Raw genomic sequence first — 15,654 nt, forward strand, 5'->3', positions numbered from 1 at the left:
GGTATGCCCAGCAGTCCCACCGGTTCCTCCGGTCCCGCAGACCCCACCGGCCCTGGCGGCGCCGGCACGCCCGTCCCGGCCGTCACGTTCGACGACGTCCGGGACGCGGCGAAACGGCTGGCTGGCGTGGTCCACCGCACGCCCGTACTGCGCTCGCGCACCCTCGACGCGCTGGTCGGCGCCGAGGTCTTCCTCAAGTGCGAGAACTTCCAGCGCGTCGGCGCGTTCAAGTTCCGCGGCGCCTATCACGCCGTTTCGCGGCTGACGCCCGAGCAGCGGGCCCGCGGCGTCGTCGCGTACTCCTCCGGCAACCACGCGCAGGCCATCGCGCTGGCCGCCCGGGAGCTGGGCACCACCGCCGTCATCGTGATGCCGGAGGACTCCCCGCAGGCCAAGCTCGACGCAACCGCCGGCTACGGTGCGGAGATCGTCAGCTACGACCGCTACACCGGCGACCGCGCCGCCATCGGCGGACGGCTCGCCGAGGAGCGCGGACTCAGTCTGATCCCGCCGTTCGATCACCCGGACGTCATCGCAGGTCAGGGCACTGCGGCCCTGGAGTTGATCGAGGAGACCGGTCCGCTCGACGCGCTGCTGGTGCCGGTGGGCGGCGGTGGGCTGATGGCGGGCTCGGCCCTCGCTGCGACCGCCTTGGCCCCGGGCATCCGCATGATCGGCGTGGAGCCGGAGACCGGCGACGACACCCGGCGCTCGCTCGCCGCCGGGCACCGGGTCACGATCCCGGTCCCGCACACCATCGCCGACGGGCAGGCCGTCGACGCGCCCGGCGAGCTGACCTTCCCGATCAACCGCGAGCTCGTCGACTCCGTGGTCCTGGTCGGCGACGACGAGATCCGCGCCGCCATGAAGCTGGCCTTCGAGCGGCTGAAGATCGTCACCGAACCCAGCGGCGCCATCGCACTCGCCGCCCTGCTGGCCGGGCGCATCGACCTTCCCCCGGTGCCCGGACGGCCCGGGCAGGACCCCCGTCCGCCCCGGATCGGCGTGATCGTCTCCGGCGGCAACATCGGACTCGCCCGCTTCCTGGAGCTGATGGGCCGAACCGGAGCGACGCCGGGGAGCGGAGGCGCGGCGGGGAGTGTCCGAGCCCGGCCGTAGAATTCACGCGTGGCAGGCAGGATCAACGATGACGACGTGAAGGCGGTCCGGGACGCGGTCCCGATCGACGCCGTCGTGTCCGAGTACCTCCAGCTCCGCAACGCCGGCGGCGGCAACCTCAAGGGCCTGTGCCCGTTCCACGACGAGAAGTCCCCGTCCTTCCACGTCAGCACCGCCAAGGGGCTCTACCACTGCTTCGGCTGCCAGGAGGGCGGCGACACCGTCGACTTCATCATGAAGATCGACCACCTCTCCTTCGCCGAGACCATCGAGCGCCTCGCCTCCCAGGCCGGCATCACCCTGCGCTACGAAGAGGGCGGCTACACCCCCGGCCGCCAGCAGGGCGAGCGCACCCGCCTGGTCGAGGCCCACAAGGTCGCCGCGCAGTTCTACGTCGAGCAGCTGGACAGCCCCGAGGCCGAGATCGGCCGCAAGTTCCTCGCCGCGCGCGGCTTCGAGCAGACCGCCGCCCAGCACTTCGGCGTCGGCTACAGCCCGGCGGGCTGGGACCACCTCACCCGCTTCCTGCGCGGCCGCGGCTTCAGCGACAAGGAGCTGGTCCTGGCGGGCCTCTCCCAGGAGGGCCGCCGCGGCCCCATCGACCGCTTCCGCGGCCGCCTGATGTGGCCGATCCGGGACATCTCAGGAGAGGTCGTCGGCTTCGGCGCCCGCAAGCTCCGCGACGACGACAACGGCCCGAAGTATCTGAACACCCCTGAAACCCCCATCTACCGCAAGTCCCAGGTCCTGTACGGCATCGACCTCGCCAAGAAGGAGATCGCCAGGACCAGCCGCGCGGTCGTCGTCGAGGGCTACACCGACGTCATGGCCTGCCACCTGGCCGGTGTGACCACGGCCATCGCCACCTGTGGCACCTCCTTCGGCGAGGGCCACATCAAGATCCTCCGCCGGCTGCTGATGGACAACTCCGGCTCCGAGGTGGTCTTCACCTTCGACGGCGACGCCGCCGGCCAGAAGGCCGCCCTGCGGGCCTTCGAGGACGACCAGAAGTTCGCCGCGGAAACCTCCATCGCGATCACCCCGGGCGGCATGGACCCATGCGACCTGCGGCTCGCCAAGGGCGATCAGGCTGTCGCCGACCTCGTGGAGTCCCGTACCCCGCTCTTCGAATTCGCCCTGCGGCATGTCGTCTCCCGGCACAACCTCGCCACCACGGTCGGCCGCGCCGCAGCCCTCGACGAGGCGGCGCCCATCGTCGCGAACATCAAGAACAGCTCGATCCAGCACGAATCGGCCGTCTCCCTGGCCGGCATGCTCGGCATCCTGGACACCCAGTTCGTGGTCCGCCGGGTCAGCCAGCTCGCCCGCTGGGCCCGCGAGCGTGGCCGGGACGGCGGCCCGGAGCAGGGCGGCCGGCAGCGCCGCGGTGCAGCCGCCCCCGTCCAGGAGCGCCCCGCCCCGGGACCGCGCGGCCCGGCCCTCCACCTCCGCAGCCCCGCCCACCGCGTGGAGCGCGAACTCCTCAAGCTCGCCCTGCAGCGCCCCGACCTGGTGTCCCCGGCCTTCGACGCCTACGGCGTCGACGAGTTCACCGCCCCGCCGTATGCCACGGTCCGCCAGTGCATCGAGGACGCGGGCGGCGCCGCAGCCGGCGTCGCCGACGGCGAGTACGTCGCCCGGGTGCGCGACGCCGCCCCCGACGACACGGTCCGCGCCATGGTCACCGAACTCACCGTCGAGCCGCTGCGCACCCGCCGAGACCCCGACGCCGCCTACGCCGGCGAGCAGTTGGCCGCGGTCCGCATCGCCGCCGTCGACGCACGCATCGCCGACCTGGAGGGCGCCGCCCGCCGCAGCGAGGCCCAGGGCGATCACGCGGGCTCGGCCGCGGTGCTCCAGGAACTCTGGGTCCTCCAGCAATACGGCAAGTCCCTCCGCGAACGCGGCGCGGCGGCCCTGTAAGGCCCGCCCGCCGCCTCCCCCGGCGACGGCACCGGGAGCGGGCGGTCCGGCCCGCGCCGGTCACGAAGCACGCACGCCCCCCGGCGCGAAGCGCTGACGCGCTCTCCGAAAGCGTGCCGACCCGGCGGGTCAGCATGCACCTGATCAGCGGGCGGGCCGCCCGCTGACGATGAACCGCCCCGCCCCCGGACCGCGAACCGCCCCCCGCTGTACGGCGCGTCGCGCCCGCCCGTAGCCGTCCGGTCACGCACCGGACTCAAAAAGTGGTCGCACGCCCCTCGTGGCGGGCATGTGTCGTACCCCACACTGAGGAGCGGTGCCTGAGTCCTCGGAGCGCGGCGGGTCCGGTCGCACGGACCGTGAATCCCCCGCGGAACCGCCCGTGACGTCCGGGACGGACAGCGGCTCGGCCGCAGTCGTCCCGGACCCTTCTGCCGCCCCAGCCGCGATCACCTGGAGGTCGCCCCCGTGCAGACCCAGACCCTCCCCGACGCGCCGGCCGACGACGTGACCGGCCTCCGCGAACCGGGTCCTCCCGGGCCCGCCGACCGTGACCCCCGTACGCCGGAGCCGCCGGCCGAACAGGTCACGGTCCCCCAGCAGGGCGAGGCGCCCGCCGTCGAGACGCTCACCGAGGAGGTCGCCGAGGAGGCTGCCGAGGAGGCCGCACCGGAGCCGCCGACCCGTCCCGAGACGGCGGGCCCGTCCTCCGACCTCTTCCACCAGTACCTCCGCGAGATCGGCCGGATCGCGCTGCTCACCGCGGCCGAGGAGGTCGAGCTGGCACGCCGCGTCGAGGCCGGTCTCTTCGCCGAGGAGAAACTCACCAACACCCCCGACCTGGACTCCCAACTCGCCGTCGACCTCGACAGGTTGGTGGTCCTGGGCCGAATGGCCAAGCGCCGCCTGATCGAGGCCAACCTGCGCCTGGTGGTCTCCGTCGCCAAGCGCTACGTCGGCCGCGGACTGACCATGCTCGACCTCGTCCAGGAGGGCAACCTCGGCCTGATCCGCGCCGTCGAGAAGTTCGACTACGCCCGCGGCTACAAGTTCTCCACCTACGCCACCTGGTGGATCCGCCAGGCGATGTCCCGCGCGCTCGCCGACCAGGCCCGCACCATCCGCGTCCCGGTCCACGTCGTCGAGCTGATCAACCGCGTGGTGCGCGTCCAGCGCCGGATGCTCCAGGAACGGGGATACGAACCCACCCCGGAGGAGGTCGCGGCCCACCTCGACCTGACCGGCGAACGCGTCAGCGAGGTCCTGCGGCTCGCCCAGGAACCGGTCTCGCTGCACGCACCGGTCGGCGAGGAGGACGACGTCGCGCTCGGCGACCTCATCGAGGACGGCGACGCCGCCTCGCCCGTCGAATCAGCGGCCTTCCTGCTGCTCCGCGAACACCTCGACGCCGTCCTGTCCACCCTCGGTGAACGCGAACGCAAGGTCGTCCAGCTCCGCTACGGCCTGGCCGACGGCCGGCCCCGCACCCTCGAGGAGATCGGCCGGATCTTCGGCGTCACCCGCGAGCGCATACGGCAGATCGAATCCAAGACCCTCAACAAGCTCCGCGACCACGCCTTCGCCGACCAGCTGCGCGGCTACCTCGACTGACGGGGCCCCGCGGGCCACCCGGCCGGCTCAGCCCTCCCGCTGGAACGCCCCCGGATGGATCTCGTCGCGCACCGCCATGTACTGCTGGCGCACGGCCCGGCCGACCGCCAGGTCCTCACCCGGTGCGAACACCTGGCTCGCGGCCGCAGGCCACTCCGGCGGATCCACCCACGGTGACCCGCCCTCCGGCGGCGCGCCGGCGCCCGCCGCGGGGGTGAGGGTGCCGTGCGCCACGCCCAGTGCCCAGGCCGCCTGCCGGGCCGCGCCCAGCGCCGCGTACTCCGCGGGCTGCGGTACCACGACCGGCACGCCGAACAGCGACGGCGCGGCGGCCTGCACCGCGCCCAGTTCCGCAGCCGCGCCCAGCAGGAACACCCGGCGCACCTCGACGCCGCGTCCGCGCAGTACGTCGAGGGCGTCCGCGAGCCCGCAGAGCATGCCCTCGACGGCGGCCCGCGCCAGGTGCTCGGGCTTCATGCTCTCCCGCCGCATCCCGTGCAACGATCCCGCGGTGTGCGGCAGGTGCGGAGTGCGCTCGCCCTCCAGATACGGCAGCAGAACCATGCCGTACGAGCCGGGCGACGACTCGAGCGCCAGTGCGGACAGGCCCTCCAGGTCCGTGCCGAGCATCTCCGCCGCGCCCCGCAGCACCCGCACCGCGTTGGTGGTGTGCACCACCGGCAGATGACGGCCGGTGGCGTCGGCGAAGGAAATGATCGTGCCGCTCGGGTCGGCCAGCGCCTCATGGTGGATGCCGAACACCGAGCCCGAGGCGCCGAGCGACACCACGGCGTCACCGACTCCGACGCCGAGCCCGAAGGCGGCGGCCATCGTCTCGCCCGTACCGGCGGAGATCAGCAGTCCCTCCGGGGTGAACCCGGCGGTCCCGAAGGGGCCGAGCACCTCCGGCAGCCGCACCTGGTGCCCCAGCGCCAGCTCGATCAGGTCCGGCCGGTAGGACTCGGTCGCCGCCGACCAGAAGCCGGTCGCCGAGGCCCCGCTGCGGTCCGTCGTCCGCCGCGCGGGCCGTCCCAGCAGCTGCCACGCCAGCCAGTCGTGCGGCTGCATGACCTCCGCGATCCGGGCCGCGTTCGCCGGCTCGGTACGGGCCAGCCAGCGCAGCTTCGTCACCGGGTGCGCCGCCTGCGGCACGGCCCCGACGGACTGCGCCCAGGCGGTGCGCCCGCCCAGCGAGTCGATCAGGTCGGCGGCAGCGCTCTGCCCGCGCTTGTCATTGCCGACCAGCGCGGGCCGTACGAGATTGCCGTCGGCGTCCAGCGGCACCAGACCGTGCTGCTGCGCGGACACGCCGATCGCCTGCACGCCTTCCAGCAGCCCGTTGCCCGCCGCCTCGCCGAGTGACATCAGCCATGCCTGCGGATCGATCTCGGGTCCCTTGTCGGCGGGGTGCGGCGCGTACCCCTGCCTGATGACGGCACCCGTGTCCGCATCGCAGACGACGATCCGTGTGCTCTCGGACGAGCTGTCCAGCCCGGCGACTATCCCCATGGCCCCAGATGATGCCCCATAGGACGCATAAGGAGAGAGTCAGGGTTTGCCCGGCAGCGGCGCACTGGGGCCGCTCGGGTGAGTGCCGTCATGTGTTGCTCGTTCCCCAGTCGTCCTCCGCCGCCCCGCGGTGATCGCGCAGCGAGCGGATCCGGGTGCTGAAGGAGTCGGGCAGCCGGTCCTCGACCTTGTCGAAGGCCTTCGTGGCGGCTTCGCGGCCGGTCAGTGCGGCCGATTCGGCGGTATTGCGGACAGCGGGATTCTGCGCGAAGCGCTGGGCGCACTTGCGCAGCTGCTCGTACCGCTCCCGGCCGGCCCGCGTGCCGAGCACGTATCCGATGGCCAGTCCCGTGATGAACGTGAGCCGGTAGCGCATCGCTCCACCCTTTCCTGTCGTCGGTCTCGCTCGTGTGTGCCACTCATGCCACGCACGAGGCGCCTTGATGCCGCTCGATCGCGTCCGATGCCGGTGACGCAGCGGATCGGCAGGCTGTGCCGCGCGCCTACCCCCAGGACTGGAGATCACCCGAGGCGATACCGATTGGCGGAGCACCCCCCTGCTTGCGCTAATGTATGTGTCGCAGCGAGCGCGCGCCGTCCGGAAGACCGGGCAGGGGTGCATTCGAGGCACACAGAGCATTCCCCTGTAGCTCAATTGGCAGAGCAGCCGGCTGTTAACCGGCAGGTTACTGGTTCGAGTCCAGTCGGGGGAGCTCGGTCCCCTGTAGCTCAATTGGCAGAGCATTCGGCTGTTAACCGGAGGGTTACTGGTTCGAGTCCAGTCGGGGGAGCAGAAGGAACGAGGACCCCGGAAGGGGTCCTTTTTCTTGTGCCGTGGAACCGAACCACCCATGATCCAAGTCCTCTTGGGCGTGCATGGTCGCGCGACGACGGTCCTCACGGGCAACAGATCGTATGAGCGGCTATGCTGCGGCAGACGGCGCGCACAAATGTGCGCGGCGCGCCGCGAGGGGGCGGTAGCTCAGCCGGTTAGAGCAGCGGACTCATAATCCGTCGGCCGTGGGTTCGAGTCCCACCCGCCCCACCGCAGCCTGGTAGCGCAGACGCGATATGGCCAGGTGAGAGGCAGTTTCGAGGGTCGCCGTGAGGATGCCGGCGGCCCTCGACGCTCGTCCGGACGAGGATCGGGTCAGCCGGACGGGGTATTCGGGGGCGCGGTGGTGGACCAAGGGACCCGCCGTCCCGGGCACGGCCACCGGTGCCACGAATAGCGTGACTGTTCGGAAAGCGGCCGGAAAACAGCCGACGCGGAGCGTGGATCCGATGCCCTCGGCACGTGCCCCGAGCGCCTGCGCACGGCGAACGCGACCGCGTACGGGATGCCGAGCCCGGCCCCGGGCGAGGGGAGTCGCCGACCGGTGTGCGGTGCGGGTTGTGTGCAGGGGCGGTCCCGCCCCCGTCGCTGCCGGAGGAGGGACATACACTTCGCGCCGGGTCCCGGCCCTCCCCAACCCCGAGACAAGGAGCCCGTCGTGAGCTGGTGGCAATGGAGCCTCGTCGTGTTGGCTCTGCTGATACTCGGCTGGTGTGCCGTGGCCTCCCTCGTCAGGGCGGGAAGCCAGACCCTCCGCGGCCTCTACGAGACCTTCCGCAGGATCCGCGAGCTCTTCCGCTGACCCACGGCAACAACAGAGAGGTATCCGTCACGTGCTGGCATTCCTGGGGCTCTTCCTCCTCGGCCTGGGTGCGCTGAGCGTCTTCCAGGTCCTGCGTGCGCGCAAGCGCATCCACGCGATGGTGACGACCGAGACCGTTGCGTCGCACGAGCTGCGGGAGCTGCATCAGGCGGCGGTCGGTGCGGTCGGCCCCGGTGCCTTCCGGCGGCGCATCGAAGCGGCGGGGACGGCCCGTCCGCATCCCAGTGGCCCGCTGACGTCGCAGCTGGGCAGCACGGAGTGCGTCTGGTTCCGTACCAGGATCACGCGCAAGTACGAGACGCGGACCGGTTCAGGGAACGGCGGGAACCTGGCACGCAAGAGTCAGGTGGTGTCCGATTTCCTCAGCGCCTCACCGTTCCTCGTCGAGGACGGGTCAGGCGCCACCGTGGTGGTTCCCGCGAAGGGCATCGTGGACCACGCGCCCAAGACCGTCGACCACTTCGAGCCCTACCGGCCGGGTGACAACAAGCCGCTCGGGTTCCTCGACATCCCCGGCGTGACCCGCCACGAGCGCACCCTCGGCCACCAGCAGGAGGAGTGGGTCCTCCGGGACGGCGCACAGTTCTATGTGCGGGGTGAGGCCCGGGACGACGAGCGGGGGGAGCTGACCATAGGGGCGCCGTCGGACGGCAGCCCGTTCCTCATGACCGGCCTGTCCGAGCAGGACCTCATCGCCGTCGAGCGGAACAAGAAGAAGATCTTCGCGGTCATGGCCTGGGGTGGCCTGGTGCTCGGCCCGCTCGCCCTCGGCGGCCACTGGCTGCTGCAGGGCTGATCGGCGCCCGACGGTCGCCGTGGGCGCGGCGCGGGGCCGCGCGCGGTGGTCAGGATGCGGAGTCCCCGTCGGCGAGGACGCTCGGCCGACCGGCGAAGGTGCGTTCCGGTTGGAAGCGGGCCTCCAGACCGTCGGCGAGGGCGTTGAGCGCGGCGGCGCCGTCGCCGTGGAAGGACGAGCCGTGCATGACGGCCAGCGTCCGCGGAGCCAGCTCGGCGAGGGAGCGCATCGTTTCCGCCGCCGCCGTCAGGCAGGAGATCTGACGGAACATTCCCTCGGCGTCGAGTGATGCCTCGACCAGGTCGCTCTCGGTGATCGCTGGGCCGTTGCCGACATGGGTGAAGAGGTCGCCGCACAGGAGCGTGCCCGTCGTCTCCTCGTAGAGCACCCGCGCCTCCCAATTGTGCGGAACGTGCGGGGTGTTGAGGTGGCGGACGCGGCGCCGCAGCTGCTTTCCGCCCAGGTCGAGGGTTTCCTCGTGGGCCAGTGCCCGCGGTGGGCGGTCGGCCAGGTCGTCGAGGGACACCAGGCACCCCAGCAGGCCGTGGGCCACCTCGGCCTGCGGGGCGGCGGCCAGGAACTGGTTCATGGCGCCGCACTCGTCCGCCTCGACGTGCCCGAAGGTCACCCAGCGCAGTTCCTCCAGCGGCACGATGCGACCGACGGCTTCCGAGACGGTAGGGAAGAGCGAGCGCATGCCCGTATGGAAGAGGAGCGGCTCCTCCGCGTCGATCAGGAACTGGTTGAAGGTGAAACCCGCGGGGGCCGCCACTTCGGGGATGAAGGTGGATATCCGGTAGATGTCGTCGGCGATCTCGGCCACGGAGGTTTCCATGGAGCAGCACGTCCTTCCGCGGAAGCGTGATCGGCTGCGGGCTGCCGGGTGGGTGTCCGCAGTCGCCCTCGCGTCGGCGGCCCCTGTTCATCGTAGATCGGGCGGCTGTCACCTTCCTGATGAGGCGGACGGCCGAACACGGGCCGCGGTGACCGGTCTTGAGGCGGGGCGGGGTGTGTCACCGGGGTGCGCCACGTTCGCTGAGCAGGGGCGGGTGGGCACGCGCTGTGGTGCCGGTTGTGCCGCCGGTGACCTTCTTCCGGCGGGGTGGCCGCCCGCACTCGCGCGGCGCACCATGGAAGTAATAGGGGGAACGGTTGGAGGCACCCCATGCTGGAAGTCAAAACCCTCGACAAGCCGGATGACCGGCGGGACTTTCCCCGGGGTCACATCGAGGCCCTCCACCTCAGCGGACTGGATTTCGCCGTCGCCACCTTCGAGCCGGGCTGGCGCTGGTCGGAATCGGTGGGACCGCTGGTAGGCACGGCCAGCTGCGAGGTTCACCACAACTGCTACATGGCACAGGGGCGCATGCGCATCAGGATGGACGACGGCGCGGAGTCCGAGGTGGGGCCCGGCGACGTGTTCGTGTGCACGCCCGGACATGACGCCTGGGTGGTCGGGGACGACCAGGCCATCGTGTACGACTTCGCCGGTCAGATGGCCACCGACTACGGTCGACCGAAGGGCTAGTCCTGGACGTCGGCCGTAGCCGTCCGCCGCGACGTCGGCCCCTGCCGAAGTCGGGGCGGACGGCACCGGGTTCGCCCTCCGCGGGTGAGCCCGGCTGGGGAAGCCTGTGTGTCCGATGTCGCAGGCCGAGGGCGCGTGCGCGCCGTGGAGGCGTGTTCGCGCCTTCGTCGTGATGTCGTGAGTGGGGGGCGGGGCGCCGCGCGGTGCGACGAAGCGCCTGTGGGAGGGGCTGTGGTCCGCCGGTTTTGGGGTGGCCGCCGTGTCTGTGTACGGTCTGCCGTCCGGCGGTCCCGGGTCCTCGATCGATCGAGGCCGGGGAGCGGCGTTCGGCCGGCTACGGGTCTGTCGCACGCAAGCCGGGTGACCTGCGTTCCGCTGTTCCGGTGGTCCCTCCCGGGCAGGCGAATTCCGACAGGGATTCGTATGTCTAGGACTGCGTTCGGTGGGCAGGGGAGCGGGATGGTTCGGCATGCGGAATAGGTCTCGGGGGTCCCCCCGTTACCGCAGCTGGGCAGCATTTTGGATATACACGACAGACCGGAAGCAGGGAAGCACGCATGAGCACCGTAGAGCTCACCAAGGAAAACTTCGACGAGATCGTCTCCGGCAGCGATTTCGTACTGATCGACTTCTGGGCCGAGTGGTGTGGCCCCTGCAAGCAGTTCAGCCCGGTTTTCGAGCGGTCGTCCGACAAGCACGACGACCTGATCTTCGCGAAGGTCGACACCGAGGCGCAGCCCGAGCTGGCCTCCGCCTTCCAGATCCAGTCCATTCCGACCCTGATGATCGTCCGCGACAACATCGCGGTGTTCGCCCAGCCCGGGGCGCTCCCGGAGGAGGCCCTGGAGGACGTCATCGGCCAGGCCCGCGGTCTGGACATGGACGAGGTCCGTGCGTCGGTCGAGGCCCAGCAGGACGAGGGACAGGGACAGCAGGCGCAGGGCGAGTGAACGAGCTCCTGCTGATCCGGCACGGCGAGACCGAGTGGAGCCGGGACGGCGCGCACACCAGCTGGACCGATCTTCCGCTCACCGCCAACGGTCAGGAGCAGGCCCGCGCACTGCGCCCGCTGCTGGCCGGCCGGAAGATCGGCCAGGTCTGGGCGAGCCCCATGGCGCGGGCGCTGCGCACCGCGGAGCTGGCCGGCCTTGAACAGCCGCAGATCGATGCGGACCTGCGGGAATGGGACTACGGCGGCTACGAGGGGATCTCCACCGCCGAGATCCACCGCAGCCGTCCCGACTGGTATCTGTTCACCGACGGCGTCGCCGCAGGCCCCGACGAGCACCCGGGCGAGTCGCCCGAGCAGGTCGGGGCGCGCGCCGATCGGGTGCTGGCGCGGATCGCGTCGTCGCTGGAGTCCGGTGAGGGCGATGTGGCGCTGGTGGCGCACGCCCACTTCCTGCGTGTGCTGACCGCCCGCAGGCTCGGGCTGCCGCCCGAGGCGGGTGGGATGTTCACCTTCGGGACCGGGGCGGTCGGCGTCCTCGGCACCGAGCACGGCCGCCCCGCGGTGGTCGCCTGGAACGCCCGGAGTCTTTGAGGACCCGGCGGGTCGGTATGCGACCTGCGGCCCCCGTCATCGGACCGGTGTGCCCCGCCGATCCCGCAGGTCGAAGCGTCGGCGGAACGGGCGGGACGGCGGGGCTGCGGCGCGGCCGGGGTCCTGCGGGCGCCGGCCCGCGGGCGGTGGCTGCCGGCTGCGGCGCGCCGGTGGTCCGGCCGCGGCGGGGCCGAGGGCTCCGTCGGTCCGGCGGCTCTACCGGGACATCGGGTCGAGGTGCAGCGGCTGCACCTTGCCTTCGATCATGGCGCCCAGACCGAATACGGCACACGTCCCCGGGCGGTCGGCGATGTGCACCGGCATGGTGGTGGCCTGGTGAATCATCGGCTGCAGGCCGGGGATCAGGGCGCTGCCGCCCGCGAGCATGATGCCGCGCTCGCCGAGGTCGGCCACCAGGTCCGGCGGGCAGCGGCGGAGTACCGCCCCGATGCCGTCGAGGATCGAGGTCAGGGGCGTCGCGATGGCCTCCCGCACCTGCTCGGTGTCGACACACACCGACCGGGCCAGGCCGCTGGTGACATCACGGCCGTGCACCTCCGTCGTACCGGGGGGCAGATCGCCATCGCCGGAGAGCATCAGGTGCAGGGGGCGTACGCCCTGGGGGCTCGGCAGCATCAGCTCGTGATGCAGGCGCAGGTGCTGGACCACGGCGTCGTCGATGGCGTTGCCCCCGACGGGGACGGTTTCCGCCGCCACGATCGATCCGAGGGAGAGCACCGCGACCTGCGTGGTCCCGGCGCCGCACACCACGATCATGGTCGCCTCCGGCTGCTCCACCGGAAGCCCGCAGCCGACCGCCGCCGCGATCAGGGTGTCCACCAGCTCCACCCGGCGGGCGCCCACTCCGGTGAGCGTCTCCACGGCCGCCCGCTGGGAGAGGGGCTCGCTGCCGTAGGGGAGAGCGACCGCGGCCCGCATCGAGGGCCGCCGTCGCCAGGTCTTGCGCAGCTTGTTACCGACCAGATGGCGCAGCAGACGCTGGGCCATGTCGATGTCCACGACGGTCCCCCCGATGACCGGGCGCACCACGCGGATGTAGTCGGGGGTCCGGCCGTCCATCACCTCGGCCTGAGAGCCGACGGCGAGCATCGCGCCGGTACGGATATTGACCGCCGCGACGGTCGGCTCATCGACGAGGAGCCCCTGGTTCTTGACATACACCCTGGTCCGGGCCGCGCCGAGGTCGACTGCGACCGAGCAGCGCCGCAATTGGGCGAGGCTGTTGGTCATGGATGATTCCTCCCCGGTAGGTCGGTGTGGACGGTGCGCATGCAAATAACGACTCATCCCCAACCCTGCGGGCACGGACCGTCAGCTGCCTGTTGAGCAGGGCCGCTCGGGGTACCGGCCAGGGGGACGTGCGGACAGAGCCGTTCGGGTGTCGGCGGGGGCGCGAGGGCGAGGAGGGACGGATGACTGCCCATGAGCGCGCTCATTCCTTCAACACGGCCGCCGCCCGGTACGCCGCCAACCGCCCTTCATACCCGCCCTTCATACCCGCCCGCCGCCCTGGACGCCATCGAGGAACTGGCGGGACGCCCTTGGCGCGCCCAAGTGGCCGACATCGGGGCCGGTACCGGCATCGCCACCGCCCTCTTACGGGAGCGCGGCGCCCACGTCGTCGCGGTCGAGCCCGGAGACGGCATGGCGGCCGGATTCCGCCGCGCGCTTCCCGGCGTGCCGATCGTCCGGGGCGACGGCAACGCGCTGCCCCTCGCCGATGCCTCCCACGACCTGGTCACCTACGCGCAGTCCTGGCACTGGACGGACACCCGGCGGTCGGTCCCCGAGGCGCTGCGCGTGCTGCGGCCGGGCGGCTCGCTCGCGGTCTGGCGGAACATCGATGTCTTCGACGTGCCCTGGATCGCCGAACAGCACGAGCGCATCGCCCGTCACTGCGGGGTGCCGCCGACTTTCAGGTCGCGCCCGGACGACCTGCGCGCGGCCCGGCTCTCGGGCCTCTCGGGGCTGGCTCCGGAACGTCGTCATGTGTGCTGGAGCCGCGTCGTCCCGCTCGACACGCAGCTCGCCGATATCGGCAGCCACTCGGCCTTTCTCGTACTCGGCGAAGCCGGGGCGCGCGCTTTCCTCGAAGAGGAGCGCACTCGTCTGCGGAAGGTCTTCCCGGACGAGAGGGTGGAGGAGTGTTACCTGGTGGACCTGCTGGTGGTGGCCCGTCCCTGACGGTACGTCGCCATTCACACGGCCCTGTGGCCCGTCGGCCTGTCAGCAGCTGACGGGCCGAACCCTGCGGGCATCCCGGAGTGGCGACTTCAGTCCACCCGCCTCTGGAACAGGCCCCAGGTGAATTCGGCGATCGCGGCGTGCGGTTCGGGCGTCCCGGGGCCGCCGCCCGAGCCTGCGCCGGGGTCGGGGACGGTGCAGGCCAGGCGCCATCGGGTGGGGGCGCTGCCCTCCATCGGGCGGGCGGGTGGAAAGGCGCGGGCGACCTCGTCGACCGTGCAGGACCAGGGGGTGAGGTCCGCGGTCGTACGGAGGTCCGGGGCGGCGGCCCCGGGTGCGCGGACGAGCCAGGCGTTCCAAACGGTGCCCCGGCCGGCCGTGAGCACCTCGAACCGCAGATCGGGCCAGAGCGGAACGGGCCAGGTCAGCGCCTTGCAGGTCAGATCCCCCAGCTGCCGGGTGGCGACGCTCTCGGGCGTGCCGAGCAGCGCGCGGTAGGGCTGCACGCCCGCTGCCCGCGGTGCGTGCATCCGGGCCTGCCAGCGGCGGTTGGCCTCGCGCAGATCCGCGCGGGAGACGTCGAGCTCCCGCAACGCGTCCTCGACGAGGCCGGGCTGGTGGTCGGCCATCCGGCGCAGCAGCACGAGCTGGAAGGCGACCGGCCCCGGCAGGCCGGAGGGGCCGTCGGAGCCTGGTGGCGGGGCGTTGTCAGTGGTGCGGTTCATGATGGACATCGTCGTGGACGGTGCCGGTTCCAGGGGGTCCGGGGCGGTTGCCGTCGGGGAGGAAAAGTACCGAATTGACGTAGCGGCGGTGCGGGGCGAGCGAGCGGCGGAGGAGGCCGTGTTCGGCGACGTGGGAGGTGCGGGACTGATGAGCGGGCAGATCGAAGTCGGCCAGCGGCAGCCAGTGGTCGTGCGGCAGGACCCAGCCGCGATAGCCGTGGCGGGCCGTCCAGTCCAGGACGGGCGTGAGGGGCTGGATCCGGGTCTCCAACTCGATGAACAGCGCCGGGCGTTCGCGTGCGACGGTGCGTGCGGCACCGCGCAGCACGCCGAGCTCCCCGCCGTCCACGTCGATCTTGATGAGGGTGACGGACGCCAGGTCCAGCGCGTCCAGGGGAAGGCACGGCACGTCGAGGGCGGCGCCGTGCAGCTCACGGCGTACGAGCGAGGAGACCCCGCGGTCGCCCCGGCCGTCGGGGGGCAGCCAGAGGGTGACGCGGCCGGTGTGGTCGGTGGCCGCGGCGGAGACGACCTCGACATGCGCCGGTGTGACGGAGTCGATCAGTCGGGCCAGGTGGGGCACGGGCTCGATGGTGACCACCCGCGCGGCGCGACGGGCCAGCCGCCGGGTCCACGGCCCGTACCACCCGCCGACGTCCACCGCCGTGCCGCCCGGCGGGCAGAAGTCGGCCAGGCGGCGCAGTTCCGGTTCGAACCGCGGATAGAGCCCGGTCGCCAGGGCGGACACCATCCGGGGCGGCAGCCTGGGGCCGACCCGAGAGGCGAGCGTCACGACCGCGGCTCCCGCTCGGCGGGGCGCCCTGGGCCCGGCGTCGCTCGTCCGGGGCTGGGGGGCTGCTGTCCGGCATCTGCGGTGGGGTGTTCGGTGGCCGCTGCCGCGGGGAGGGTGCCCGATTCGGCAGGCTGGTCATGTGCCGGGGCGGTCGCCGTGTCGGCGGGGGAGACCGTGCCGGTGGCGGCGGCGGGGGCCTCGCCGGTGAGCGGTGCCGGGCAGGCGGCGGATGTCGCATCGGGTG

At 72.0% G+C, this 15,654-nt stretch carries 14 protein-coding genes, 3 tRNA genes and 1 pseudogene; 12 read left to right on the forward strand and 6 right to left on the reverse strand.

The annotated features are described in order from the left end of the window. Positions 1-3: 3 nt before the first annotated feature. The 3 genes and pseudogenes from ACGFZW_RS06760 to ACGFZW_RS06770 form a co-directional block, all read left to right on the forward strand. Entirely contained in the window at positions 4-1,119 is a 1,116-nt protein-coding gene (locus tag ACGFZW_RS06760; RefSeq protein ID WP_393891960.1) for a threo-3-hydroxy-L-aspartate ammonia-lyase, read from the forward strand. Positions 1,120-1,128: 9 nt separating this feature from the next. Further along, a complete protein-coding gene (gene dnaG, locus ACGFZW_RS06765) occupies positions 1,129-3,042 on the forward strand; it encodes a DNA primase (RefSeq protein ID WP_393891961.1) in 1,914 nt (637 codons plus the stop codon). A gap of 666 nt (positions 3,043-3,708) precedes the next feature. Then, a pseudogene (locus tag ACGFZW_RS06770) lies at positions 3,709-4,653 on the forward strand (RNA polymerase sigma factor); the annotation flags it as partial. 27 nt (positions 4,654-4,680) lie between these two features. On the opposite strand, the gene ACGFZW_RS06775 reads toward ACGFZW_RS06770, so the two are convergent. Together ACGFZW_RS06775 and ACGFZW_RS06780 are read right to left on the reverse strand one after the other, a co-directional pair. Then, positions 4,681-6,162: an FGGY family carbohydrate kinase gene (locus ACGFZW_RS06775; protein WP_393891962.1), complete on the reverse strand. Its 1,482-nt coding sequence runs from the start codon at positions 6,160-6,162 to the stop codon at positions 4,681-4,683. An 88-nt stretch (positions 6,163-6,250) separates the two neighbouring features. Then, positions 6,251-6,538: a YtxH domain-containing protein gene (locus tag ACGFZW_RS06780; RefSeq protein WP_393891963.1), complete on the reverse strand. Its 288-nt coding sequence runs from the start codon at positions 6,536-6,538 to the stop codon at positions 6,251-6,253. Positions 6,539-6,802: 264 nt separating this feature from the next. Here ACGFZW_RS06780 and ACGFZW_RS06785 point away from each other — a divergent pair. The 5 genes from ACGFZW_RS06785 (at position 6,803) to ACGFZW_RS06805 (ending at position 8,616) form a co-directional block, all read left to right on the forward strand. Then, positions 6,803-6,875 (forward strand) — tRNA-Asn (locus ACGFZW_RS06785). A 5-nt stretch (positions 6,876-6,880) separates the two neighbouring features. Further along, positions 6,881-6,953, forward strand: a tRNA-Asn gene (locus tag ACGFZW_RS06790). A gap of 180 nt (positions 6,954-7,133) precedes the next feature. Next, positions 7,134-7,207, forward strand: a tRNA-Ile gene (locus ACGFZW_RS06795). A 448-nt stretch (positions 7,208-7,655) separates the two neighbouring features. After that, entirely contained in the window at positions 7,656-7,799 is a 144-nt protein-coding gene (locus ACGFZW_RS06800; RefSeq protein ID WP_393891964.1) for a hypothetical protein, read from the forward strand. Positions 7,800-7,830: 31 nt separating this feature from the next. Further along, positions 7,831-8,616: a GIDE domain-containing protein gene (locus ACGFZW_RS06805; protein WP_393891965.1), complete on the forward strand. Its 786-nt coding sequence runs from the start codon at positions 7,831-7,833 to the stop codon at positions 8,614-8,616. Positions 8,617-8,665: 49 nt separating this feature from the next. Here the strand turns inward: ACGFZW_RS06805 and ACGFZW_RS06810 are convergent, their stop codons facing one another. Continuing rightward, on the reverse strand, positions 8,666-9,451 hold the full coding sequence (locus ACGFZW_RS06810; RefSeq protein ID WP_393891966.1) for an MBL fold metallo-hydrolase: 786 nt from the start codon (positions 9,449-9,451) through the stop codon (positions 8,666-8,668). A 330-nt stretch (positions 9,452-9,781) separates the two neighbouring features. Here ACGFZW_RS06810 and ACGFZW_RS06815 point away from each other — a divergent pair, with 330 nt between their 5' ends. The 3 genes from ACGFZW_RS06815 (at position 9,782) to ACGFZW_RS06825 (ending at position 11,687) form a co-directional block, all read left to right on the forward strand. Then, a complete protein-coding gene (locus ACGFZW_RS06815; RefSeq protein ID WP_393891967.1) occupies positions 9,782-10,144 on the forward strand; it encodes a cupin domain-containing protein in 363 nt (120 codons plus the stop codon). A 557-nt stretch (positions 10,145-10,701) separates the two neighbouring features. Beyond that, entirely contained in the window at positions 10,702-11,094 is a 393-nt protein-coding gene (trxA, locus tag ACGFZW_RS06820) for a thioredoxin (RefSeq protein ID WP_393891968.1), read from the forward strand. Beyond that, the gene (locus tag ACGFZW_RS06825; protein WP_393891969.1) at positions 11,091-11,687 is read left to right on the forward strand and encodes a histidine phosphatase family protein; all 597 of its coding nucleotides are present in this window, start codon (positions 11,091-11,093) and stop codon (positions 11,685-11,687) included. Before trxA ends, ACGFZW_RS06825 begins: the two co-directional genes overlap by 4 nt. A gap of 216 nt (positions 11,688-11,903) precedes the next feature. On the opposite strand, the gene ACGFZW_RS06830 is transcribed toward ACGFZW_RS06825, so the two are convergent. Beyond that, positions 11,904-12,938: a rod shape-determining protein gene (locus ACGFZW_RS06830; RefSeq protein WP_393891970.1), complete on the reverse strand. Its 1,035-nt coding sequence runs from the start codon at positions 12,936-12,938 to the stop codon at positions 11,904-11,906. A gap of 192 nt (positions 12,939-13,130) precedes the next feature. Between ACGFZW_RS06830 and ACGFZW_RS06835 the strand changes: the two genes are divergently transcribed. Next, the gene (locus tag ACGFZW_RS06835) at positions 13,131-13,892 is read left to right on the forward strand and encodes a class I SAM-dependent methyltransferase (RefSeq protein ID WP_393891971.1); all 762 of its coding nucleotides are present in this window, start codon (positions 13,131-13,133) and stop codon (positions 13,890-13,892) included. 89 nt (positions 13,893-13,981) lie between these two features. Here ACGFZW_RS06835 and ACGFZW_RS06840 read toward each other — a convergent pair whose 3' ends face one another. Next, on the reverse strand, positions 13,982-14,617 hold the full coding sequence (locus tag ACGFZW_RS06840; protein ID WP_393891972.1) for a hypothetical protein: 636 nt from the start codon (positions 14,615-14,617) through the stop codon (positions 13,982-13,984). Next, positions 14,601-15,410 (reverse strand): FkbM family methyltransferase, encoded by an 810-nt coding sequence (locus tag ACGFZW_RS06845; RefSeq protein ID WP_393891973.1) that lies wholly within the window; start codon positions 15,408-15,410, stop codon positions 14,601-14,603. The genes ACGFZW_RS06840 and ACGFZW_RS06845 overlap by 17 nt, the downstream gene beginning before the upstream one ends. Positions 15,411-15,654 lie beyond the last annotated feature (244 nt).

The sequence above is a fragment of the Streptomyces sp. NPDC048248 genome (assembly GCF_043201875.1).
GTDB lineage: Bacteria > Actinomycetota > Actinomycetes > Streptomycetales > Streptomycetaceae > Streptomyces.